Origin of the sequence: Streptomyces hawaiiensis (genome assembly GCF_004803895.1) — a bacterium.
In the GTDB taxonomy this organism is placed as follows: Bacteria; Actinomycetota; Actinomycetes; order Streptomycetales; family Streptomycetaceae; genus Streptomyces; species Streptomyces hawaiiensis.
Genome location: NZ_CP021978.1, coordinates 7,324,402 through 7,348,198, shown reverse-complemented (window position 1 = coordinate 7,348,198; position 23,797 = coordinate 7,324,402). Strand labels below are relative to the sequence as shown.

Genomic DNA, 23,797 nt, shown 5'->3' with positions numbered 1-23,797 from the left:
GTCTAGTCAAATTTGATGAGCTGTGGCGTCAGAAAAGGGCGGCTCCGCGTTCGAAGTCCAGCAGGCGCTGCTTGCGCTCCAGCCCGCCGCCGTATCCCGTCAGGCTCCCGCTCGCCCCGATCACCCGATGGCACGGCACGATGATGCCGATGGGATTGCGGCCGTTGGCCAGGCCCACCGCGCGGGAGGCGGTGGGGGTGCCGAGGGCGTCGGCCAGTTGGCCGTAGGTGCGGGTCTCGCCGTACGGGATGCGGCGCAGTTCGTCCCAGACGGTGCGCTGGAACGGGGTGCCGTTCAGGCGGAGTTCGACCGTGAACTCCTCGAGGTCGCCCGCGAAGTAGGCCTTCAGCTGCTCCTCCGCCTCCGCGAAGAGGGTGTCGTCGCGGGTGCCGAAGGTCTCCTCCGGCGGGCGGTGGCGCTGGTCGGTCATGTACAGGCCGCACAGGACCCCGTCGTCGGCGACGAGGGTGAGGGGGCCGTACGGGCTGTCGGTCACGGTGTGCTGCTTCATCGGACGTCCTATACCGGAAGGAAGTTGATCGGGTGGCTGTCGGTCGCCCAGAGGTACTGGACCGCGTAGGCCCGCCAGGGGCGCCAGGCCCCGGCGCGTGCGGTGAGCGCGGCGGGTGTGGACGGCAGGCCCAGTTCCCGGGCGGCGCGGCGGATGCCGAGGTCGGTGGGGAGGAAGGCGTCGGGGTCGCCCAGGGCGCGCATGGCGATGACGTCCACCGTCCAGGGGCCGAAGCCGGGCAGGGCGAGGAGCCGGTCGCGGGTGCGCGGCCAGTCGCTCTCGACGCCCAGGTGGAGGTCGCCGTCGGCGAGGGCGCGGACCAGGGTGGTGAAGGTCGTGCGGCGGGTGCGTGGCATCGCCAGCGTCTCGGGGTCGAGCGCCGCGAGGGCCTTGGGGGCCGGGAAGAGGTGGGTGAGGCCGCCCTCGGGGTCGTCGACCGGTTCGCCGTACGCGGTGACGAGACGGGCGGCGTGGGTGCGGGCGGCGGCGGTGGAGACCTGCTGGCCGAGCACGGCCCGAACGGCGAACTCGGCCTCGTCGACTGTGCGCGGCACACGCCGGCCGGGCGCCTTGTCGACCAGCGGTGCCAGGACCGGGTCCGTGCGGAGCTGGTCGTCGATCGCGACGGGGTCGGCGTCCAGGTCGAGCAGGCGGCGGCAGCGGCTGATGGCGACGGTCAGGTCGCGCAGGTCGCTGAGGGTGAGGCGGCAGGCGATGTGATCCGGGTTCGGGGTGAGGGCCACGACGCCGTGGCCGTAGGGCAGGCGCAGGGTGCGGCGGTAGGAGCCGTCGCGCCACTCCTCCACGCCGGGTACGGCCGTCGCCGCGAGGTGGCCGAAGAGGTTGTCGGGGTTGAGCGGGGCGCGGAACGGCAGCCGCAGCGACAGGGCGCCGGGGGTGCTCGCGCCCTGCCGCTTCGGGGCGCGGGCGCGCAGCTCGCTCGGGGGCAGGGCGAAGACCTCGCGGACCGTGTCGTTGAAGGTCCGGATGGAGGCGAAACCGGCGGCGAAGGCGATCTGCGCCATGGGCAGGGCGGTCGTCTCGATGAGCAGCCGGGCAGTCTGGGCGCGCTGGGCCCGGGCGAGCGCGAGAGGGCCCGCGCCCAGCTCGGCGAGGAGCTGCCGCTCGACCTGCCGGGTGCTGTACCCGAGCCGGCCGGCGAGGCCGGGCACGCCCTCACGGTCCACGACCCCGTCGGCGATCAGCCGCATGGCACGGGCCACGACGTCGGCGCGCTGATTCCACTCCGGGGAGCCGGGGCTGGTGTCGGGCCGGCAGCGTTTGCAGGCCCGGAAGCCGGCCTGCTGGCAGGCCGCCGCGCTGGGGTGGAAGACCATGTTCTCCGGCTTGGGCGGCACCACCGGGCAGCTGGGACGGCAGTAGATGCCGGTGGTCAGGACGGCCGTGAAGAACCAGCCGTCGAACCGTGCGTCCTTCGACCGGACGGCGCGCACGCAGCGCTCGGTGTCGGTGTGCATCCCCATCTGCATGGGTCCAGCATCCGGCACCGGGCCGGGCGGGGCTGGCGAGAATCCGACATCGACGTGCCCGCGCCTCCTCACCCCAACGAGACAGATGAAGATTCATTCATGTGTTCGTGCGGGGCCGGTACGATGACGTCATGGGTCATGGAGCCGTCACCCCCGTGCAGGACGCCGGCGAGCGCGTACGCCTGGACGCGGACAACGTCGCGAAGGTCGCCACCACGCTCCAAGCCCTGTCCACACCCTCCCGGCTGCTGATCCTGGCGCGGTTGCGCGAGGGCCCGCTGCCGGCCACGGAGTTGGCCGCCGAGGTGGGCATGGAGCAGTCGGCCTGCTCGCACCAGCTGCGGCTGCTGCGCAATCTGGGCCTGGTCGTGGGCGAGCGGCGGGGCCGTTCGGTGGTCTACGCGCTGCACGACCACCATGTCGCCGAGCTGCTCGACCAGGCCGTGTTCCACGTGGAGCATCTGCGCCTGGGCATCAGCGACGCCGCCGACTGAGGCGGCGCCGCTGTCACCCGGCGGGCTAACTGGTGGCCGTCGGCCGTCGCGAGGCCTCCATCGCCTCGCTCACCCGCGTCAGCGGCCGCAGCCGGTAGGTGTACGCGTAGTCGCGGTTGGCGAGCAGCTTGAACTCGTCGTGCGTGTGCGCGCCCCAGCTGTTGTCGCCGCCCACGCCCATCTGGCGGTGGTTGAGCCGCAGGACCACCGCGTCCCGGGGGGTGAGCTGGTAGTCGTGGCGGGCCCCGACGGACAGGTCCTCGGGGGTGAAGTGCGAGGCGTTGACCTCCAGCAGCGGCTCACCGCAGACGAGCAGTCCGCGCCCCCTGCCGTCGGTCAGCGCGGCCCAGCGGACGTCGGTCTTGTTGCCGTTCTCCTGGGGGCGCAGATACGGGGTCCACTGCCCGGAGACGGTGCCGGAATACAGACCCACGTCGGTGGCGTTGTTGCGGTCCCACATGTTCTCCTCGGGGCCCCGGCCGTAGTAGTGCAGCCGGTCCAGGCTCCTCGGCAGGAACAGCAGGGTCCCGACCTCCGGGATGTACGGCAGGTTCGCCGCGCCCGGGTGCAGGGTGTTGTCGACCTTGATCTCGCCGTTGCCGAAGACCGTGTACGTCGTGCTGTACGTGGACGCCGTGCCGGTGGGCAGCGTGCCGGTGAAGGTGACCTCGACGGCCCGGTCGTCCAGGGGCCGTACCCGTACGTCCGCGACCTTGCGCTTCGCGCCGGCGTCGCGCCACACCTGGTTGCGGGTGTGGTGGCCGTTGCCGCGGTCGTTGTCGGTGGGCGCCCGCCAGAAGTTCGGGACGGGGCCGGAGGTGATGAGCCGGGTGCCGCCCGCCTCGTAGGACGTGATGGTTCCGGTGCTCTTGTCGACGGTGACGGCGAAGCCCTTGCCCTTGACGGTGACGGTCTTGTCCCCGTCGGTGTGGCTGAGGGCGGGCACGCCGCGCAGCGGCGCGGGTTTCACGGCCGGGCTGCCCGCGTCGAGGGCGATTTGCTGCTTGGCGACCTCGAAGCCGGCCTTGGCCCACCGGGTGGGTTCCCTGGTGGTGAAGGAGAGCTGGAGGAAGTACTCCGTGCCGGGTTCGGGCTTCGCCGGGAGGCGCACCGGGATGTTGATGTCCTTGCTGCTCAGCGGCGCGACGTTCAGCTGGTCGCGGGTCAGCCGGCCGCGCCGGACGACCTCGCCGTCGGCGACGAGGGACCAACGGCCTTCGAACTCGCGGAGGTTGGTGAACAGGTACTCGTTGGTGAGCGTGACGGCGCCGGGGCCGCCCGAGGCCGGGGTGGCGTTGACGGACTGGTAGATCTGCTTGACCTCGGCGGACTTGCCGGTGAGCGTGCGGTCGGGCAGGACGATGCCGTCCCCGGCGAAGGCGCCGTCGTTGGGGTTGTCGCCCCAGTCGCCGCCGTAGGCGTAGAACGTCTTGTCGCGCGGGCGCTTCTCGGTCAAGCCGACGGTGGCGGCGTCGAACCAGAAGCGCACGCCCTCGTCGTCGGGCTTGCGGGTGTCCGAGGCCAGTTCGGCGGCGCTGAGGGCGCGGGCGTACACGCGGGCCCGGCGGATGGTGCCGCTGAACTCGCGGGTCGGGTTGTCGATGTCGGTGGCCAGCGACAGGGACGCGGTGTTGTCGGCGGGACGCCGGGTGGTGGTCTTGGTGCCGCGCACCTGGCCGTCGACGTACAGGGTGAGCGTGCCCGCGTCCGCGTCGAAGACACCCGCGACGTGGTGCTCCTGGCCGGTCCAGCCGTCGGGCAGCGCCCAGCTCGCGGTGACCCACTGGCCGCCGCCGTGGATGAAGAACTCCAGGGTTTTGTCGGACTGTTTGAGGGCGTACTGGGTATCGCCCTTGGCGATGATCGGCTGGTGGCCGCCGGTCACGTGTGGGGTGACCCAGGCCTCCAGCGTGAGGGAGCCGGTGAGGTCGAGGCGGGTGTCGCGGGGGAAGACGGTGCCGCCGGAGACGCCCTTGGCGCGGTCGAAGGTGCCGGCGGGCGCGATGATCTCACCGCGCAGCGAGCCCGGGCCGGACTCGGTGAGCAGCTTGCGGGCCGGGGCGGGCCAGCTGAGGGCCTGGTCGACGAAGTCCCAGATCCAGCCGCCCTGGAGGACGTCGTAGCGGCGGACGATGTCCCAGTACTTCTTGAAGTTGCCGTTGGAGTTGCCCATGCCGTGGGAGTACTCGATCATCACGTACGGCCGGGTGTCGCTCGTGTCCTTGGCGCGCTGCTCGACCCGCTGCGGGCTGTCGTACATCTCGGAGCGGATGTCGCTGATGCCCGGGCGGTCGTCGCCCTCGTACTGGATGACGCGCGAGGGGTCGTAGGAGCGGATCCAGTCGTACATGGCGTTGAAGGTCGTGCCGCCACCCGCCTCGTTGCCCAGGGACCAGATGACCACCGAGGCGTGGTTCTTGTCGCGGTGGACCATGTTCTGGGCGCGGACCACGCACGCCTCGGTCCACTCCGGGTGGCCGCTGCCGGGGAACTTGTCGCGGATGCCGTGGGTTTCGAGGTTGGTCTCGTCGACGAGGTACAGACCGTACTCGTCGGCGAGTTCGAGCCAGAGCGGGTTGTTGGGGTAGTGCGAGGTGCGGACGCTGTTGATGTTGAGCCGCTTGATGACCTCGATGTCCTCGACCATCTGCGCGCGGGTGAGCGCCGAGCCGGTGACGGGGTGCATCTCGTGGCGGTTGGTGCCGCGGAAGGAGACCGGCTTGCCGTTGATGCGCATCAGGCCGTCCTTGAGCGCGAACTCGCGGAAGCCGACCCGGTGCGAGAGGGTCTCCACCACCTTGCCGGCCGGATCGCGCAGGCGGAGCACGGCCGTGTACAGGTTCGGGTGCTCGGCCGACCACAGCTTCGGCGAGGGGACGGCTCTGGAGGCCTCGGCCGTCGCCTCGTCGCCGTCGGGGACGTCGGCGGACCCCTTCAGGGGCCGGGACCAGACCGCGTGGCCGCGCGCGTCGTAGAGCTGGGTCTCGACGGTGTAGCGGCCCGCGCCCTCGCCGCCGTAGTCGCGTACGTGCGCGGTGACCTTGAGCTCGGCGGAGGTATAGCCGTCGCCGAGCGGAGTGTCCAGGCGGAAGTCGCGCAGGTGCACGTTCGGGGTGGAGTACAGGTGGACCGAGCGGAAGATGCCGCTCAGCCGGATCATGTCCTGGTCCTCCAGCCACTCCGCGTCGGAGTAGCGGTACACCTCGACGGCGATCTGGTTGGTGCCCGGCTTGAGGTGGCGGGTGATGTCGTACTCGGCGGAGGTGTAGGAGTCCTCGTGGTAGCCCACCAGCGCGCCGTTGATCCACACGTAGTGGGCGGACTTGACGCCCTCGAAGTGCAGGAAGGTGCGCCGGCCCTTCCAGTTGCGGGGCACGGTGAACGTGCGGCGGTACTGGCCGACGGGGTTGTAGCGGGTGGGGGCGGCCGGCGGCTGGGCGTCCTCGCCGCCGCCGTTGGGGCCCCACCAGGGGTAGGTGATGTTGACGTAGATCGGGAAGTCGTAGCCGTGCATCTGCCAGGCCGAGGGCACGGGGATGGTGTCCCAGCCGGAGTCGTCGACGTCGGTGCGGTGGAAGTCGGTGTCCCGGTCGTCGGGGCGGTCCGCGTAGGCGAACTTCCAGGTGCCGTCGAGGCTCAGCCGGTACGGCGAGCGCTCGCGGTCGCCCTTCAGTGCCTGCCCGAGGTCCGCGTAGGGCATGAGGGTGGTGTGCGGTGGCTCGGTGCCCACCCGGTACACGCTCAGGCCGTCGTTCCACTCCGGAGGGCCGTCCGCCGCCGGGCGCCGGCCGGCCGCGTGTGCCGCGGCGGGCGACGCGGACAGGGCGAGCGCGCCGAGCACGGCGGCTCCCCCCTCCAGCAGTCGGCGGCGGCTGACGACCGGCCGGTCGGCGGGAGAGGGGTGCGGGTGCGGGTGCGGCATGACCGTGGCCTTCCTCGGTTCGACAGGGTGCTGCACGGACTGAGGGCATGTCAGATGGGATGCCCAACTGCCCATCCCTGATGGGTGTTTCTGTTGGGACGCGTGCAACTGACGGTGACGGAGCAACTGCTGAGCAGGCACACCCTAGGACTCGAACACAAACGAAGCAATGACCCCGTCGGACTTTGTGCGGTCCTGATGGTTCCCCGGTGTCGGACGGGCTCTCAGACCGTGAGGAAGCTGAGCAACTCGCTCGTCAGCAGGGCGGGGGCGTCCAGCGGAACGAGATGGCCGGCCTGCGGGACGGGCACCAGGCGGGCACCCGGGATCAGGGCGGCCAGTTCCTGCCCCTTGGTGAACGGGACTCAGGTGTCCTCGGTGCCCCAGCAGACCGTCACCGGCAGGTCGATCGTGGGGTACAGCGGCTGGATCTCGTCGGTGTAGCGCTGGTCGGCCTGCGCGATCTGCCGGTAGAAGGCGGCCTGCCCCTCCTCCCCCGTCCAGGGCCCGACCAGCGCGTCGAGGATGGCGGGCCGCAGGCCGAGATGGCTCGCGGAGGAGACGTACTCGCGCACCAGGGCCTCGTGCAGCGCTGCCGGGAGCTGCTCGAAGACCTGGCTGTGCTCCCCGACCAGCCGGAAGAAGGGGGAACCCCAGGGCCTCAGGGCCACCGGGTCGACCAGCGCGAGCCGCCGGTAGCGGGCCCCGTGCAGCAGGTGGGCCCGCAGGGCCACGCATCCGCCGAAGTCGTGTGCGATCACGGACGGTCCCGCAGTCCCCAGTGCGCGAGCAGTTCGGTGAGGATCCGGCCCTGGGCGGCCAGCGAGAGGTCCTGGCCGGCGTGCATGGCGGAGGTGCCGTAGCCCGCCATGTCCCACAGGTGCACATGGTGCCCGGCGGCGGCCAGGGCGGGTGCGACCTCGTGCCACACGTACGACGAGAAGGGCGTTCCGTGCAGCAGCACGACCGGCTCACCGCCGGGCTCGCCGAGCCGGTCCCAGCGCACCGGCCCCGAGGCGGTGACCAGGCTCTCCCGCAGTGTCCAGTCCCCCATCACGCCGCTCCCTCCCGCCGGGTGTGCCGACCCGCGGTTTTTTGTCATTTCGGCGCGACAGTGCCGCTCCTCCGACCGTAATGTGACCTCATCGGACAGCCAGCGCACCAGATCATGGCGGTACCTTTGCCGCGCCGAAAGGAGCGGCTCGCATGAACGGGTATGCGACCTCGGACCGCGACGCCGTCACGGCCGCGCCCGGCGGGCTGCTGGAACTGCTGAAGGTCGCGGCGGTGGTCCTGGACCCGGGCGGGCACATCGCGCTGTGGAGCCCCGAGATCGAGCAGCTGCTCGGCTGGAGTGCGCAGGAGGCCCTGCGTCAGCGCGCCGACACCCTCCTGGTCTCCCCCGCGAACCGGTCCCGGGGCAGGGAGTTGTTCGCCCAGGTCAGCACGGGCGCCCGGTGGGCCGGTGTCTTCCCGCTGCGGCACCGCGACGGCACGGAACGCGCCGTGGAGTTCCGTACGATGCGCCTCCTCGACCCCGAGGGGCAGCCCCACCTGCTGGGACTCGCCACGGACGCGACGACCGTACGGCGGGTGGAGCGCGACCTCGCCCTCTCGCACAGCCTCGTCAACCAGACCCCGCTCGGCATCGCCGTCTTCGACAACGACCTGCGCTGGGTCGGGGTCAACCCCGCGCTGGAGCGGATCAACGGCGTGCCCGAGGAGGCCGTACTGGGGCGCCGGATCGGCGAGGTGCTGCCCGACCTGGACGTGGAGACCATCGAGGCCCGGATGCGGCACGTCCTGGAGACCGGCAGGCCGCTGCTCGACCAGCAGACCGTCGGGCGTACGGCGGCAGACGTCCAGGAGCGCGCCTACTCGGAGTCGTACCACCGCATCGAGGACACCGACGGCCGGGTGCTCGGGCTCGCGATGGCCGTGCTGGACGTCACCGAGCGCCAGCAGGCCGCCGCCGAGGTGGCGCAGGCGCGCCAGCACCTGTCGGTGATCGCCGACGCGGGGATGAAGATCGGCACCACGCTCGACCTCCAGCAGACCGCCCGGGAGCTGGCCGGCGTGGTCGTGCCGCATCTCGCGGACCTGGCCGCGGTGGACGTCCTGGAGTCGGTCGTGGCCCGGGGCACCATCGCGCCCGTGTCGGGCGGCGCACCGGCCGAGTTCCGGGCGCTGGCCGTCGCGGCCGGCTACCCCACCGACGCCATCCACGCCGCCGACCCCGTGGGCGAGCTGGCCACGTACGGCTCGTCGCGGATCATCACGCAGTGCGTCCGCAGCGCCCGTCCGGTCCTGGTCGAGCGGGTGGACGGCAAGATGCTGCGGCGTCTGGCCCGGGACTCACGGGCCGCCCTGGCCCTGCACGAGGCCGGCGCCCACTCCTACCTGGCGCTGCCGCTGGTGGCGCGGGGCAAGGTGCTCGGCACGCTCTCGCTGTACCGCACGGTCAACGAGCGCCCCTTCGACGGCCGGGACCAGGTGCTCGCCTCGGAACTGGCCGCCCGCGCCGCGATCTGCATAGACAACGCCCGCCTCTACGGCCGCGAACGCGGCACCGCCCTGACCCTGCAGCGCAGCCTGCTGCCGAGCACACCCGCCGAGCGGGAGGGGCTGGACATCGCCGCCCGCTATCGCCCGGCCCTCAGCGAGGTCGGCGGCGACTGGTACGACGTCCTGCCGCTGGGCCCGGGGCGCACCGGGCTGGTCGTCGGGGACGTCATGGGCAAGGGCGTCCAGGCCGCGGCGATCATGGGGCAGCTGAGCACGGCGACGCGGGCGCTGGCCCGGCTGGACCTGCCGCCCGCTGAGCTGCTGCGGCACCTCGACGACATCGCCGGCTCGCTCGGCGACGCGATCGCCACGTGCGTGTACGCGGTGTGCGACCTGGGGCGCGGCACCTGCGAGCTGTCCAGCGCCGGGCATCTGCCGCCGGTGCTCGCCGGTGCGGACGGCAGCGCGAGGCTCGTCGACGTGCCGGGTGGTGTGCCGCTCGGGGTCGGCGGCGTGGAGTTCGGCACGGTGGAGGTGGAACTCGCCCCCGGCTCCCTGCTCGCCCTGTACACGGACGGGCTGGTCGAGAACCGCGCGGAGCCGATCGACACCGGCCTCGACACACTGACCCGGCTGCTCCGCAGCGCGGGGCCCAGTCTTCAGCGCGCGAGCGACAGTCTGCTCAGCGCGCTGAGTCCCGAACCGGACGACGACGTGGCCCTGCTGCTGGTCCGCAGGCGGGCCTGACCCGCGACGGCTCAGGTGTCACCCTTGCGTGGGCTGCACAGGGCCCAGATGATGAACGCGGACATCGCGATCATGATCACGGACCAGACCGGGTAGGCCGGCAGGGAGAGGAAGTTGGCGATGATGACGAGTCCGGCGATGCCCACGCCCGTGACGCGCGCCCAGCCCGCCCCCTGGAACAGGCCCATGCTGATGAGCACGGCGGCCACGCCCAGGGCGAGGTGGATCCAGCCCCAGCCGGTGAGATCGAACTCGAAGATGTAGTTGCGGGTCGAGACGAAAACCTCGTCCTCGGCGATCGCCGCGATACCGCGGAAGACGGCCAGGATCCCGGCGATCATGAGCATGACGGCCGCGAAGACCATCATGCCGGTGGCCAAGCCGTGCTTCGCCGTCGTGTGCCCGTGCGTGGGGTGTGTGGCGGTCATCTGCTACCTCGCTTCTGCTGGGTCCGGCGCGGTCAGCGACCGGAGGTGGGGGTGCCGGGGGCCGAGGCGCCCGAGGCTCCGGAACCGCTGAGTACCAGCTCCTTCGCCCTGCGGAACTCCTCGTCCGTGATGTCGCCGCGGGAGCGGATCTCGGACAGCCTGGCGAGCTCGTCGACGCTGCTGGTCCGGTTCTCGCCGCCCCGGGCGGTCTGCCTGATGTAGCTGTCGAAGGCCTGCTGCTGGGCGCGGGCCTGGTCCGTTTCCCGGCGGCCCATGTTCCGGCCGCGGGCGAGGACGTAGACGAACACGCCCAGGAAGGGCAGGACGACGCAGAAGACGAGCCAGCCGGCCTTGGCCCCGCCGCTCAGGGAATCGTCGCGGAAGATGTCGAGGACCACCCGGAAGAGCAGGACGAACCACATGATCCAGAGGAAGAACCACAGCATCGACCAGAAGGCGCTCAGCAGCGGAAAGTCGTACGCCAGGTAGTTCTGCGCGCTCATGTCGGTCTCCGTCCCGGGGGCACGCCCGACGGCCGTCCCCGTCGACCCCAGCCTGCTCGGGGCCCGGGCCGGGGCGCCTCACCCGTGGCGGGTGATCCGTACGGGGCGCCGGGGCGCTGGGGTGGTGGGGCAGGCCTTGTGCGGTGCCCGGGTGCCGGGGGCCAGGACCGAGACCGAGAGACACGCGATGGACGATCCAGCGGAGGTGCCGTACCGGCGGCGGCCGGGGCAGCCGCGGCGCGCGGCGGTCTCGGCCGTCCTGCGTGCCGTGCTCATCGCGGCCGGGCTCATCACGGTCTACTACCTGCTGCCCCTGGACGGGCGGGGCACGAGCGGCGATTCGGTGCTGTTGGCCTGCGGTCTGCTGCTGGTGGTCGTGGTCTTCTGGTGGGAGGTGCGGGCCATCGTGACCTCGCCCTACCCCCGGCTGAAGGCCGTCGAGGCCCTGGCCACGACGCTGGCGCTGTTCCTGCTGCTCTTCGCGGGCGCCTACTTCCTGCTGGAGCACACGACCCCGGGGTCGTTCAGCGAGCCGCTGACCAAGACGGACTCCCTGTACTTCACGCTCACCACGTTCACCACCGTCGGCTACGGCGACATCGCGGCTCGCTCCCAGACCGGGCGGGTGCTGACGATGACGCAGATGGCGGGCGGGCTGCTGCTGGTGGGCGTGGCGGCGCGGATCCTGGCCGGCGCGGTGCGGGCGGGACTGCGCCGGCAGGGCCGGGAGCCCTCGGACGACTTCCCCTCGCAGCCGGAGGGCTGAGCCATGACCGTACCGAGCCCCTTCACGACCTTCGTGTCACCGGCCGAGCGGACGGCCGCGGGCCGGGACGCGCGGCGGCGGGTGCCGCGGTCGTCCCAGGCCGGGTTCGAGGCGGGGCCGGACCGGTTCGACCCGGTCGAGGTGGTGGAGCGCCAGTCGGCCACCCGCGTACCGGAGCTGGTGCCGATCCGCTACGGCCGCATGCTCGAGTCCCCGTTCCGTTTCTACCGCGGCGCGGCGGCGATCATGGCGGCGGACCTCGGGGCCACCACGGACACCGGGCTGCGGGTGCAGCTGTGCGGGGACGCCCATCTGCTGAACTTCCGGCTGCTGGCCTCGCCGGAGCGCCACCTGGTCTTCGACATCAACGACTTCGACGAGACGCTGGCCGGGCCGTTCGAGTGGGACGTCAAACGGCTCGCGGCCAGTTTCGCCATCGCGGGCCGCGCCAACGGCTTCTCGGCGGCGGAGCAGATCAGCGTGGTGGAGACGTGTGTCCGGGCCTACCGGCGGCGGATGCGGGAGTTCGCCGGGATGCGCACCCTGGACATCTGGTACGCCCAGGACGACGCCGACCGCCTGCGGGAGCTGATGGCCGCGTCGATGCCCAAGGAGGCGCGGCGCCGCACCGCGAAGGCCACGGCCGACGCGCGGACCCGCACCCATATGCAGGCCTACGCGAAACTCACCCGGGCCACGGCCGAGGGGCGGCGGATCACACCGGACCCGCCGCTGATCACCCCGCTGCGGGACCTGGCGGACGACTCCTCGCCGCACGGCCGGGAGAAGGAGCTGCGCGCCGTCCTGGAGGGTTACGCCCGGACCCTGTCGTCGGAGCGCCGGCATCTGCTGCGCCGCTACCGCCCGGTGGACATCGCCCGCAAGGTGGTCGGGGTCGGCAGCGTCGGCACCCGCTGCTGGATCGTGCTGCTGCTCGGCCGGGACGACGACGATCCCCTGCTGCTCCAGGCCAAGGAGGCACAGGAGTCGGTGCTCGCCGTCCACAGCGGCGGCGACCGCTGGGACAACCAGGGCCGGCGCGTGGTGGCGGGACAGCGGCTGATCCAGACGACCAGCGACATCCTGCTGGGCTGGACCCACGCGGTGGGGCTCGACGGGCACGAGCGGGACTTCTACGTACGGCAGTTGCGCGACTGGAAGGGCATCGCCCGGCCGGAGACCATGGACCCCGGCCTGCTGCGGCTGTTCGGGCGGCTGTGCGGGGCGAGCCTGGCACGGGCCCACGCACGCTCCGGCGACCCCGTCGCCCTCGCGGCCTACCTGGGCGGCGGCGACCGCTTCGACCGTGCGCTCACCGTGTTCGCCCAGGCGTACGCCGACCAGAACGAGCGGGACTTCGAGGCGCTGGGCGCGGCGGTCCGCTCGGGCCGGGTCCGCGCGGCGGAGTAGTCCCGCGGCAGCGGGTCGTGGGCCTCCGGGTGAGGTCGTCCGGTCGAGTGCGTCGAACCCGACCACGGTGGTCCGGTTCCGGCACTCCGGGTCGGAGGCCGGGCAGGTCAGCGTCCGCCGGTCCATCCGGGGCCGCCTCCGCCGGGCAGCCGGCCTCGCCCGCCGGCGGCACCCCGGCGGCGTGCGGCGCCCGGAGCAGACGCGCCCGGAAGATGCCGGGTCCGGTCGGCGGTGTCGGTTGTGAGGGCCGGTCGACGTCAGCGTTCCCTCGCCCGCGCCCACCCGGGCCCGGGCCCCGTAACCACCCGCGGCGGGCGATGCGCCCCCGGGCCCGGCCGTTGTTCTCTGAGGTCCACGCACACCACCTACGGAGCCGTGCGGCCCGGCCCGGGCGGCTCGGAACAGGGGTATCGGCCATGTGCCGCTGGCTCGCCTACTCGGGCACTCCCGTGCTGCTCGACGACGTCCTCTACCGCCCGGAGCACTCGCTGATCGACCAGAGCCTGCACGCGCGGATGGGGGTCGAGACCACCAACGGCGACGGTTTCGGTGTCGGCTGGTACGCGTGGCACCTGCGCACGCCCGCCGTCATCCGCGACACCGGCCCGGCCTGGAGCAACCGTAATCTGCGGGAGATCTCCGATCATGTCCGCTCGTCGCTGTTCTTCGCCCATGTGCGCGCCTCCACCGGCTCGGCCGTGCAGCAGACGAACTGCCATCCGTTCCGTCACGGGCGGTGGATGTGGATGCACAACGGGGCGATCGACGGGTTCCGCGAACTGCGCCGGGATCTGATGCTGGCGGTGGACCCGGGGCTGTTCCCGTCGCTGGAGGGCACGACGGACTCCGAGGTGATGTTCCACGTGGCGCTCACCCTCGGGCTGGACGCAGATCCGCCGGGTGCGGTGGCCCGGATGACGGGGCTGATCGAGCGGCTGGGCAGCGAGCACGGAGTACCGCAGCCGCTCCAGATGACGGTCGCGGTGACCGACGGGGAGCGGGTGTGGTTCTTCCGGTACTCCAGCGCGGGAAAGTCGCGGTCGTTGTACTACAGCAGCCGGGTGGAGGACATCCGGGCGCTCCACCCCGACCTGGGGTTCCTGAACCATGTCTCCGACGAGACCCGGCTGGTCGTCTCGGAGCCGTTGGGCGATCTCCCCGGCGTGTGGAACGCCGTACCGGAGAGCACCTACGGGGTCGTCCAGCCCGGCCGGCACCTGCTGCGGCACTTCGAGCCCGAGCCCGTCTGAGCGCTGCCGTCCCGTGCCTCAGCGAAGATGCGCGGCGAACGCCTCGTACGCCCGCTCGTCGAAGAGGACGAACCTGACCTTCTCGACCGTCGTGTCCGCCACCCGTGCGGTCTCGACCGCGATGCGGGCTCCGTCGTCCATCGGCCAGCCGTAGACGCCGGTGGAGATCGCGGGGAACGCGACGGTACGGGCGCCCAGTTCGCCGGCGACGCGAAGCGACTCGCGGTAGCAGGAGGCGAGGAGGGCGGAGCGGTCGTCGGTCGCGCTGAACACCGGGCCGACGGTGTGGATGACCCAGCGGGCGTCCAGGTCGCCCGCGGTGGTGGCGACGGCCTGGCCGGTGGGCAGGCCCTTGCCGAGATGCGCCGCGCGGAGCCTGCGGCAGTCCTCCAGGATGGCCGGGCCGCCGCGGCGGTGGATCGCTCCGTCGACCCCTCCCCCGCCGAGCAGTGAGGAATTGGCCGCGTTGACGATCGCGTCGACGCTCTCGCGGGTGATGTCGCCCCGGACCAGTTCGATGGTGGTCATGTCTGCCTCAGTCGCTTCCAGACGGCCTTCGCCGCGTTGTGCCCCGACATGCCGTGCACTCCGGGGCCCGGCGGGGTCGCCGACGAGCAGATGAACACCGCCGGGTGCGGGGTGCGGTACGGGAACAGGGTGGGCCTGGGGCGCAGCAGGAGCTGGAGGCCGGAGACCGCGCCGGAGGCGATGTCCCCGCCGACGTAGTTGGCGTTGCGGGTGGCGAGTTCCGGCGGGCCCGCCGTGGCGCGGGCCAGGACGCGGTCGCGAAAGCCCGGGGCGAAGCGCTCCAGCTGGCGCTCGATGGCGTCGGTGAGGTCACCGGTCCAGCCGTGCGGGACGTGCCCGTAGGCCCAGAAGACGTGCTTGCCGACCGGGGCCCGGGTGGGGTCGACGACGCTCGGCTGCACCGTGATCAGGAACGGCTTGTCGGGGGCCCGGCCCTCCCGGGACACCGCGCGCAGGGCCGCGCCGATCTCCGCGCTGCTCGCGCCGATCTGCACCGTGCCTGCGGCGCGGGCCTCCTTCGCGGTCCAGGGCACGGGGCCGTCCAGCGCGTAGTCGACCTTGAAGACGCCCGGTCCGTAGCGGTAGCCGCCGTAGTGGTTGCCGAAGCCGGCGATGCGGGCCAGGGCGGTGGGCGAGGTGTCGAAGACGTACGCCCGGGCCGGCGGCAGGTCGTCGAGGCGTTTGACCTCGTAGTCGGTGTGGACGCTGCCGCCGAGGTCACGCAGGTAGGCGGCGAGGGCGTCGGAGAGGGACTGGGAGCCGCCGCGGGCGACGGGCCAGCCGCGGGCGTGCGCCGCGAGGGCGAAGACCAGGCCGATGGCGCCGGTGGCGAAGCCGCCGAGCGGTGCCATCACGTGGGCGACGAGCCCGGAGAACAGGGCCCTGGCCGGTTCGTCGCGGAAGCGGCGCATCAGCATCGTCGACGGGGGCAGCCCGGCCAGGCCGAAGCGGGCGAGGGTCACCGGGTCGCGGGGCAGCGCGGTCAGCGGAAGGGACATGAAGTCCCGGGCGAGGGTGTCCCACTTGGGCAGGAAGGGCTCGACGAGCCTGCGGTACGCGCCGGCGTCGCGCGGGCCGAAGGAGGCGGCCGTCTCGCCGACCGTCCGGGCCAGGACGGCCGCCGTGCCGTCCGGGAAGGGATGGGCCATGGGCAGCTCCGCGTGCAGCCACTCCAGGCCGTAGCGCTCGAGCGGCAGGGCGCGGAACGCCGGTGAGTTGATGGCGAGGGGGTGGGCCGCGGAGCACGGGTCGTGCCGGAAGCCGGGGAGGGTGAGCTCCTCGGTGCGGGCTCCGCCGCCCACGGTGCTCCGGGCCTCGAAGACGGCGACGGAGAAGCCGCGGCGGGCCAGCTCCACGGCCGCGGTCAGTCCGTTCGGCCCCGCACCCACTACGACGGCATCGAGCATCGACGGCACCTTCGGACCCCTTCGTCAGCCGACGGCCACTGGGGATCAGGATATGCCCGGGGACTGACAGTCACCGGCCGCTGGTGATTTCTGGTGCGGGAGGGCCGGTTTGCGGCGGCTGGGACCCCTCGCGTGCGCACACGGCGTAATCAAGTGTGTACGGTATGCGATTCCTTCCGCTCATGCCGCGCCCGACAGCAGGCCCACCACCCGGCGGGCCGTGGCCGCGTCGCGGGCGGCGGTGAAGGGCAGGACGTTGCCGCCGGCGATGCGGAACGGCTCGCCGGCGAGCGTCAGGTGGGCGCCGCCCGCCTCCTCGACCAGGAGCAGACCGGCCGCGTGATCCCAGGCGGCTTCCCAGGAGAACGCCACCGCGTCCGACTCGCCGCGGGCGATGGCGAGATACTCCAGTCCGGCCGAGCCGCACGGGCGCGGTGCCACACCGTCGGCGCGCAGGCCGAGCAGGGCGTGCTTCTCCTCGTCCGTCGTGTAGTCGGGGTGGGAGGTGGCCACGCGCAGGTCCCGGCCGGGCTCCGGCACTCCGGCGAACAGCCGCTCCCCGTCGAGGTGGGCGCCCTTGCCCCGCTGGGCGGTGGCGAGCCGGTCAGGGGCGGGCGCGTACGTCCAGGACGCCAGCAGGGTGCCGCGGTGGGCCAGCGCGACCAGGGTGCAGAAACCGGCCTCGCCGCGCACGAACTGGCGTGTCCCGTCGACCGGGTCGACGATCCAGACCGGGGCGTCGCCGCGTATCGCCTCGTAGGACGCCGGGTTGGCGTGGACCGCCTCCTCGCCGACCACGACCGAGCCGGGCAGCAGGGTGCCCAGCGCCTCGGTCAGGTACAGCTCGGCCTTGCGGTCGGCGTCGGTCACCAGGTCGTGCGGGCCGCTCTTCTGGTCGACCTCGTGCGCGGCCAGCTGGCGCCAGCGCGGCATGATCTCGGCGGCGGCCGCCTTGCGGATCGCCTCCTCGACGTCGGAAGCGTGCTCTGAGAGAAACTCTTCGATGGTTTCGTTGCTGTCGATCACCCCTCCATGACAACACGCGCCACTGACAATCCCCGCCCGCCGGGTGCACTGCGGGTGGCAGTGCGATGAACAGCGGTCCGCCGGATCACCGGCCCACCGCGTACCCCTGCATCCCGCGCGGGTTCGCCGCCGCCGACAGGACGCCCGTCTCCGGGTCCCGCGCGACCGCGCACAGCCGGCCCTCCGACCAGGGGCCGCCCACGGTCACGTCGTGGCCGCGGCGCCGCAGCTCCTCGACGAGCCCTGGGTCGGTGCGGGACTCCACGGTCACGCTGCCCGGGCGCATGCCGCGCGGGTAGAAGGAGCCGGGGAAGCTGTCGTTGTGCCAGTTCGGGGCGTCGATCGCACCCTGGAGGTCGGGGCCGCCGCGCACCTGGGCGCGCAGCGCGACCGCGAGGAAGAAGTGCAGCTGCCACTGGTCCTGCTGGTCCCCGCCGGGCGTGCCGAACGCCATGACGGGCACGCCGTCGCGCAGGGCGATCGAGGGCGTCAGGGTGGTGCGGGGGCGGCGGCCGGGGGTGAGGGAGTTCGGCAGGCCCTCCTCCAGCCAGGTCATCTGGAGCCGGGTGCCGAGCGGGAAGCCGAGTTCGGGCACGACGGGGTTGGACTGGAGCCAGCCGCCGCTGGGGGTTGCCGAGACCATGTTGCCCCAGCGGTCGACGACGTCGAGGTGGCAGGTGTCGCCGCGGGTGGTCCCGTCGGCGAGGATGTCCGGTTCGCCGGGCACGGGGGACACCGGGCTCTTGGCTACGGTCGGTTCGCCGACGCCCAGGGCGTCGAAGCCCTCCTGGGCGGCGGCCGCCACGCGCGCGTGCGCGCACAGCCGCGGGGTGCGTCCGCCGGGGCTGCCGGGCCGCAGGTCGTGCTCGGCCCGCTCGCCGACGAGGGCGCGGCGGGCCGTGTTGTACGCGTCGGACAGCAGGTCGTCGAGCGGCACGTCGGCGGCGTCCCCGTACCAGGCCTCCCGGTCGGCCATGGCGAGCTTGCAGTTCTCGACCAGGAGATGGACGTAGTCGGCCGAGCCGTAGCGGGGCAGTTCGGGCGGGAGCAGGGCGAGTTGCTGGAGGAGGACGGGGCCCTGGCTCCAGGGGCCCGGCTTGCACACGGTCCAGCCGTTCCAGTCGTACGTCGCCGGCGTCTCGTAGGTCGCGGACCAGGCGGCGAGATCGGCGGCGGTGAGGGTGGCGGTGTGGTGTTCCCCGCTGGTGTCCCTGGTCGGGCGCCCGGCCTGGCGGACGAGGGCGTCGGCGATGAACCCGGTGCGCCACACCTGCCGGGCGGCCTCGATCCGCGCCTGCCTGTCGCCCGCGCCGGCGGTCTCGGCGAGCAGGCGCTTCCAGGTGGCGGCGAGTGCGGGGTTGGCGAAGAGCTCGCCGGGGCGGGGCGCCTTGCCGCCGGGGAGGTAGACGTCAGCCGAGGAGGTCCACTCCGTCTCGAACAGCTCGCGCACGGTCTCGACGGTCTCGCCGACGCGCTCCACGGGCGCGTGGCCGTGCTCGGCGTAGCCGATGGCGTACTTCAGCACCTCGTCGAGGGGCATGGTGCCGTGGTCGCGCAGCAGCAGCATCCAGGCGTCGAACGCGCCCGGTACGGCGGCGGCGAGCGGCCCGGTACCGGGGACGAGGTCCAGGCCGAGGCCCCGGTAGTGCGCGACGGTCGCCCCGGCCGGTGCCACGCCCTGCCCGCACAGCACCCGCACCTCGCCGCCGGCCGGGGCGAGCAGGATCGGCACCTCGCCCGCCGGGCCGTTGAGGTGGGGCTCGACGACGTGCAGCACGAAGGCCCCCGCAACGGCCGCGTCGTAGGCGTTGCCACCGCTCTCCAGGACGGCCATCGCCGACTGCGAGGCGAGCCAGTGGGTGGAGGAGACCATGCCGAAGGTGCCCTGGAGGGTCGGTCGGGTCGTGAACACAGAGCCTCTCACCTCGCTGTTCGCGTGTATCGGCCCGGATGATGGGCCCTCAGGACGGGTTGGGGAGAATCTGGGGAGTCAGCGCCAGGGGTCTCCTTCTTCCCGCTCCCCCGGAAGGCTATCGATCGCGCTGCGCCCCTTCTCCCCCGCCTTGAGGATGAGGGACGCATATGGGTGCCTCACCCCGTGGAACCCGCAGGAGGGCCGGGGCGCCCGGCCCTCCTCTCAGACCACCGGACATGCGGGACCCGCGTCCAGCGGTTCACCGAGCTGATGTCAACGACGGCGGGCGCGGTGGCGCTGACCCCCTACGACGCGTCAGGGGCGTCGCGGTCGTCGTCCGGTGTGCAGCGGGTGCCGCGGAGGGCGGTCACCAGGGTGATGGCCGAGGCTGCCAGGGTCACGACGGCGGTGCCCAGTTGGAGGACGAGTGTCCAGTGCTGCATGGGTGTTCTCCCCTGCGGAATGGTGAGGAGGGGCCGGCCGGGTCCCGTTGGTGTATGCAGCCTGGAGGGGCCGGGAGGCCGGCGGAGTTCTGTCGCGTTCTCCGTGATGGGCGGCCTATGCTGCCGCAGGCGGGTACCGGGGTGGGCGTGCGGGGACAGAACACGTGCAGGACGGGAGAGAACACCACCTTTCACGTGTCCACCTGGCTGAGTGGGGAAGGAAGGCAGCGTGGGACGCGGTAGGAGGATCAACCGCTCTGGCTGGCCCGAATCGGGACCGCACCGTGAGCTGCTGGAGCGGCTCGACGCCGTTCACCTCGCCAACGGCGTGAAGAGCATGGCCGATGTCGCGAAGGGCATGGGGCTTTCCGCCCGGTCGCGAGTCAATACGCTGTTACGGGGAGCCAACGGTTCCCTTCCCGCCGACGAGGCGCAGATGACGCTGCTCGTGCATGCTCTCGGCGGGGGCGACGACGACGTGCGGATCGCCTTGAAGCTCTACGCAGCCGCGGTCAGGGCGCGCGACTGCGAAGTCCCGGTTGCTGCGTCCTCGTCTGCCGAGCAGCAGGTGACCGAGGCCGTGGCGCACTATGCCGGCCGCGCGGTGCAGGTGTACGGGCGCTTGGACCTGGAGGTGCTCGCCCCGGTGGGGGAAGCCTCGTCGGCAGTCCGGCTGCCAGAGGTGTTCGTCGCCCCGACCGTGCGGGCCGACCCACCCCCCGTACAGCTGTCCCGGGAACTGCAGAGGCGCGTGTTGGAGTCAGGTGGACTCCTGGACGACGAACTCCTGCCACCGGGGTCGGACACGGACGCATTCGAGCGCCTGGTGAACTCCTATCTGGAACGCCCCGAACAGTGTGTTCTGGAGACGCTGGCCGGACCCTCGGGCAGACGGGCTGTCCTCCTGGGCGATCCCGGCGCAGGCAAGTCGAGCCTCATCCGCTACCTGACTCTGGCGTTGACCAGTGGCGAACACGAGGGCGCTCTCAAGCTGTTGAAGGGCCTGGTGCCGCTGGTGGTCGAACTGCGACAGTACGCCGACGACCGGTGGCATCACAGCAGCTTCGAGGACTTCCTCGCCCACCAGTACCGCGACTTCGCGCTCGGCGTTCCACCCGCTGTGCGGGATCATCTGCTGGCCGAAGGCCAAGCGATGGTGATCTTCGACGGTCTGGATGAGATCTTCGATGCCAGGGTGCGGACGGAGGCCCAACAGCGCATCGCCGGTTTCGCCGCCCGCTGGCCCGCGACGCGGATCCTCGTGACCTCTCGGGTCATCGGCTATCACCGTGCGGTCTTGGACAGCGCGGGCTTCGCCCACTTCACGATCCAGGACCTGGACGATGAGCGGATCAGCGCGTTCGCCGACCGTTGGTATCGCACCACCTGCCCGGACGACGCGGTGCTGGCCCGCGAACGGTCGGTACGACTCACGTCGGCGATCGAGACCTCACCGCCGCTGCAGGAGATGGCAGGCAATCCACTCTTGCTGACCATTCTGGCCATCATCGGCCGGCACGCTTCCCTTCCACGCAACCGGCAGGGCGTGTACGAGCACGCGGTCACCGTCCTGGTCGCGCACTGGGACGAGGCCACCAAGATGCTCAAGGCGCCTGTGCCCCCGGCCGTCGCCACGGCACTCGATGTACTGGGGCCGGGCGAGCGCCTGAGGCTGCTGCGCCTGGTGGCCCGCACCATGCAGGAAGGCCACAACGGCATCGCCGGCAACCACATTCACGCAAGCGACCTCGAACGCGTCTTCCGCGACTATCTGCAGCAGTACGCACTGGAGCCCGTCCAGGCCACCCTCACCGCCCGAGCCATGATCGCTCAACTGTTCCACCGCAACTTCATCCTGGCCCGCTACGGCGGCGACATCTATGGTTTCGTGCACCGCGCCTTCCTTGAATACCTGACAGCGGCCGATATCACCCACCGGTACAAAGACGAACGTCATTGGACGCCCGAGGGCCTGATCGATCAGGTCGTGAGCGTGCGGGCCGCTGACCCCGCGTGGCACGAGGTACTGCTGCTCCTCGTCGGGCAGCTGGACATCAGCGACGCGACCGCCGCCATCGACCGGCTCCTGGACCTCCACGCTCGACGCACGGATCCCACTGATGCCCGCTATGTGATCCTGGCCCTGCGCGCACTGGCCGAGTTGGACAAGAACGCCGCGCCGACCGCCCAGATCACCACTGCCGTCGACGCCATCACCGCGGTTCTCAACACGCGCGGTTCCAAGGGGCCATGGCTGCTGGCCCGAGCATGGTCCGCGTTGGCCTCGTTCGGCCGGTACTGGGCCGGGCGCGAGCCCTACCTGCGCTGGTACCGCCTGAGCGGACAGTTCTCCCCCAGCGATGAGCCGACCGACGTCCTGGCCTTCGCCCTCAAAGCGGACGACGACGAACTGGCGGCACTCGCCCGCGGCTGCTGCTACGGCTTCGACCGTCTGACGTTCCTCTACGTGCTGGGGCAACGAAAGCCGGACGACGACGCCATCCGCGAACTCGTCCTGCGCGAGGCAACACTCCATCCCGGTCACCGCGTCCGCTCCATGGCGCTAGAGGTACTCGGCGAGGTGTGGAAGGCCCGGAACGACGTCCGCGCCTTACTGGTCAACCGCGCCGCCGAAGATCCCGAAGCCAACACCCGCGGCAGGGCCCTGGAAGTCCTCGGCACCTGGTGGCCGGATGAGCACCACGTGCGTGACCTGATCGTCCACGCAGCCACACACGCCAACCATCCGTTCGTCCGCAGCGACGCGCTGCGCACCCTTGGCCGACAGTGGCACGGCCGTGAGGACATTCGGTCCCTGCTCATTCGACGTGCCCGCGACGACCGCAACGACAACACGCGCGGCACGGCGCTGCAGATGCTGAGCCGGCACTGCACCGGTCACCAGGACGCTCTCGACTTTCTGACACAGTGCGCCGCCGACGACACCGCCCCTGATCTGTGCCGGCAGGCGATGTGGGCCCTCAGCGAATGCCCAAGCGGAGACGACACGGTCCGGGATCTGTTGATCAAACGTGCCGTCGACTCGTCCGACGACGGCGTCCGTGAAGCGGCCTTGAGGGCGTTGGCCAAGAAGTGGCCGGGGCACACCGATGTCCGCCACACCCTTGTGCGTGCCGTCGCCGACGATCGCTGTCCACGTGCGCGTGAATCCGCGCTTCAGCTGCTGGGCGAGCGTTGGTCCCGACACGAGCGCGTCCGTGACCTGATCCTGCGCCGGGTCCACGAGGACGCGGATGAGGAAGTGCGTGGCGCTGCCATAGAGGTGGTGGGTAACCGCTACCGCGACGATGACGACGCTCTCAGCAGCCTCATCCGCGCGGCCACCGGCGATCCGCACAAGAGAGTCCGGGAGCGTGCCCTGCGTGTGCTGGCCGAGCAGCGGGCCGGGCAACCGGATATCCGCGACCTTCTGGTCCGGGCTTGCACCGACGATGTGGGTGGCTGGGCCCGCGCGACCATGCTGCGGGGCCTGGCACAGCACTGGCCCGACCGGCAGGACATTCACGAGCTGCTCCTGGCCTCCGCCGATCACCCGCACCGCTACACCAGCTCCACCGTGCTCGACGAGTTGCGGGATCACTGGCCCGACCGTGACGACGCCCGCGCGGTCCTGATGCGGACCGTTACCGAGCGCGCCGACGTCCTGGTCGGTGCCGCCGCCATGAAGGTGCTGGCGAAGCGGTGGATGGACCGTGCTGACGTCTATGCCTTCGTGATGCCTGTCGCCGCGGACCCCTCGCACCCTTACCGTCGCGCGGTGCTGGATGTGCTGTGCGAACACTGGGCATACCGCGAGGACGTTCGGGACATCCTCATCCGCGCGGCCGCAGACGATTCCGACACGGACACCCGCGCCAAGGCGGTGAAGGTGCTGGGTCTTCGCTGGAGCGACCACGAGGGCGTTCAGGAACTGTTCTGCCGCCGCGCCGTCGTCGACCCGGACCCCCATGTGAGGTTCTCCTCGCTCCGTTGGTGGGTCGTCAAAGCCGGCGAAGATGAGGGAGTAACGCTTGTCAGCACGCGGGCTGTCGAGGAGCCGGACTCGCAGGCGCGGCGCAAGATCATTCACATGCTTGCCCTGGGTTGGCCGGCACATCCACAGACCACCGCTGTACTGCGAGACCGAGTCCTGCATGATGAAGACGAGAGAACGAAAGCTGCCGCGTACGACCTCTTGGCCCGTTGACGCAACTCCTGGATTCAGGCAGCGCCATTGACGTACCGGCCACTGGCCGAGAACTACGGCCTTACGTGGCTGATCGGCCCGGCGGGCGAGGTCGGGTCCGAGGAGATCAGGCAGATCTCGGGGGCCTCGGAGGGGAGTTCGCAGGCGCGGCCCGGGACTCCGCTCCCCGGTGGCGGTCCGGAGGCATCGGGTGACGACAGTGAGGCTGCGCGGCCGGACACGGCCTGAGGCACGCCTTGAAGCATC

16 protein-coding genes and 1 pseudogene are annotated in these 23,797 nt (G+C 71.6%); 6 read left to right on the top strand and 11 right to left on the bottom strand.

Translation table 11 applies throughout. The annotated features are described in order from the left end of the window. Window positions 1–28 precede the first annotated feature (28 nt). Together CEB94_RS33645 and CEB94_RS33640 are read right to left on the bottom strand one after the other, a co-directional pair. Window positions 29–511 carry a methylated-DNA--[protein]-cysteine S-methyltransferase gene (locus CEB94_RS33645; protein ID WP_175435732.1) on the bottom strand — a complete coding sequence of 161 codons (483 nt, stop codon included), beginning with the start codon at window positions 509–511 and terminating at the stop codon, window positions 29–31. An 8-nt stretch (window positions 512–519) separates the two neighbouring features. Beyond that, the gene (locus tag CEB94_RS33640) at window positions 520–1,989 is read right to left on the bottom strand and encodes an AlkA N-terminal domain-containing protein (RefSeq protein ID WP_175437277.1); all 1,470 of its coding nucleotides are present in this window, start codon (window positions 1,987–1,989) and stop codon (window positions 520–522) included. Between the two features lie 143 nt (window positions 1,990–2,132). On the opposite strand from CEB94_RS33640, the gene CEB94_RS33635 reads away from it, so the two are divergent. After that, window positions 2,133–2,495, top strand: coding sequence for an ArsR/SmtB family transcription factor (locus CEB94_RS33635; protein ID WP_175435731.1), 363 nt, complete (start codon window positions 2,133–2,135; stop codon window positions 2,493–2,495). Between the two features lie 25 nt (window positions 2,496–2,520). Here CEB94_RS33635 and CEB94_RS33630 read toward each other — a convergent pair whose 3' ends face one another. Continuing rightward, entirely contained in the window at window positions 2,521–6,417 is a 3,897-nt protein-coding gene (locus CEB94_RS33630; RefSeq protein ID WP_175435730.1) for a glycoside hydrolase family 2 TIM barrel-domain containing protein, read from the bottom strand. A gap of 224 nt (window positions 6,418–6,641) precedes the next feature. Then, window positions 6,642–7,471: pseudogene (locus tag CEB94_RS33625) on the bottom strand (alpha/beta fold hydrolase). Window positions 7,472–7,623: 152 nt separating this feature from the next. Here CEB94_RS33625 and CEB94_RS33620 point away from each other — a divergent pair. Then, window positions 7,624–9,669, top strand: a complete 2,046-nt coding sequence (locus tag CEB94_RS33620; RefSeq protein ID WP_175435729.1) for a SpoIIE family protein phosphatase — start codon at window positions 7,624–7,626, stop codon at window positions 9,667–9,669. An 11-nt stretch (window positions 9,670–9,680) separates the two neighbouring features. Here the strand turns inward: CEB94_RS33620 and CEB94_RS33615 are convergent, their stop codons facing one another. Both CEB94_RS33615 and CEB94_RS33610 read right to left on the bottom strand, forming a co-directional pair. After that, window positions 9,681–10,097 carry a DUF7144 family membrane protein gene (locus tag CEB94_RS33615; RefSeq protein ID WP_175435728.1) on the bottom strand — a complete coding sequence of 139 codons (417 nt, stop codon included), beginning with the start codon at window positions 10,095–10,097 and terminating at the stop codon, window positions 9,681–9,683. A gap of 32 nt (window positions 10,098–10,129) precedes the next feature. Next, window positions 10,130–10,600: an SHOCT domain-containing protein gene (locus CEB94_RS33610; RefSeq protein WP_175435727.1), complete on the bottom strand. Its 471-nt coding sequence runs from the start codon at window positions 10,598–10,600 to the stop codon at window positions 10,130–10,132. A gap of 187 nt (window positions 10,601–10,787) precedes the next feature. Between CEB94_RS33610 and CEB94_RS33605 the strand changes: the two genes are divergently transcribed. The 3 genes from CEB94_RS33605 to CEB94_RS33595 all read left to right on the top strand — a co-directional run bounded on the left by CEB94_RS33605 (window position 10,788) and on the right by CEB94_RS33595 (window position 14,026). After that, window positions 10,788–11,366, top strand: coding sequence for a potassium channel family protein (locus CEB94_RS33605; RefSeq protein ID WP_175435726.1), 579 nt, complete (start codon window positions 10,788–10,790; stop codon window positions 11,364–11,366). 3 nt (window positions 11,367–11,369) lie between these two features. Continuing rightward, on the top strand, window positions 11,370–12,776 hold the full coding sequence (locus CEB94_RS33600; RefSeq protein ID WP_175435725.1) for a DUF2252 domain-containing protein: 1,407 nt from the start codon (window positions 11,370–11,372) through the stop codon (window positions 12,774–12,776). A 416-nt stretch (window positions 12,777–13,192) separates the two neighbouring features. After that, a complete protein-coding gene (locus CEB94_RS33595) occupies window positions 13,193–14,026 on the top strand; it encodes a class II glutamine amidotransferase (RefSeq protein WP_175435724.1) in 834 nt (277 codons plus the stop codon). Window positions 14,027–14,044: 18 nt separating this feature from the next. On the opposite strand, the gene CEB94_RS33590 is transcribed toward CEB94_RS33595, so the two are convergent. The 5 genes from CEB94_RS33590 to CEB94_RS33570 form a co-directional block, all read right to left on the bottom strand. Then, entirely contained in the window at window positions 14,045–14,554 is a 510-nt protein-coding gene (locus CEB94_RS33590; RefSeq protein ID WP_175435723.1) for an O-acetyl-ADP-ribose deacetylase, read from the bottom strand. Beyond that, a complete protein-coding gene (locus CEB94_RS33585) occupies window positions 14,551–15,960 on the bottom strand; it encodes a phytoene desaturase family protein (protein WP_175435722.1) in 1,410 nt (469 codons plus the stop codon). Before CEB94_RS33585 ends, CEB94_RS33590 begins: the two co-directional genes overlap by 4 nt. 180 nt (window positions 15,961–16,140) lie before the next feature. Continuing rightward, window positions 16,141–16,986: an inositol monophosphatase family protein gene (locus CEB94_RS33580; protein ID WP_175435721.1), complete on the bottom strand. Its 846-nt coding sequence runs from the start codon at window positions 16,984–16,986 to the stop codon at window positions 16,141–16,143. Window positions 16,987–17,071: 85 nt separating this feature from the next. Beyond that, entirely contained in the window at window positions 17,072–18,898 is a 1,827-nt protein-coding gene (locus CEB94_RS33575; protein WP_179956578.1) for a gamma-glutamyltransferase family protein, read from the bottom strand. Window positions 18,899–19,206: 308 nt separating this feature from the next. Next, window positions 19,207–19,344: a hypothetical protein gene (locus CEB94_RS33570; protein WP_175435720.1), complete on the bottom strand. Its 138-nt coding sequence runs from the start codon at window positions 19,342–19,344 to the stop codon at window positions 19,207–19,209. A 229-nt stretch (window positions 19,345–19,573) separates the two neighbouring features. Here CEB94_RS33570 and CEB94_RS33565 point away from each other — a divergent pair, with 229 nt between their 5' ends. After that, entirely contained in the window at window positions 19,574–23,551 is a 3,978-nt protein-coding gene (locus tag CEB94_RS33565; RefSeq protein WP_175435719.1) for a HEAT repeat domain-containing protein, read from the top strand. Window positions 23,552–23,797 lie beyond the last annotated feature (246 nt).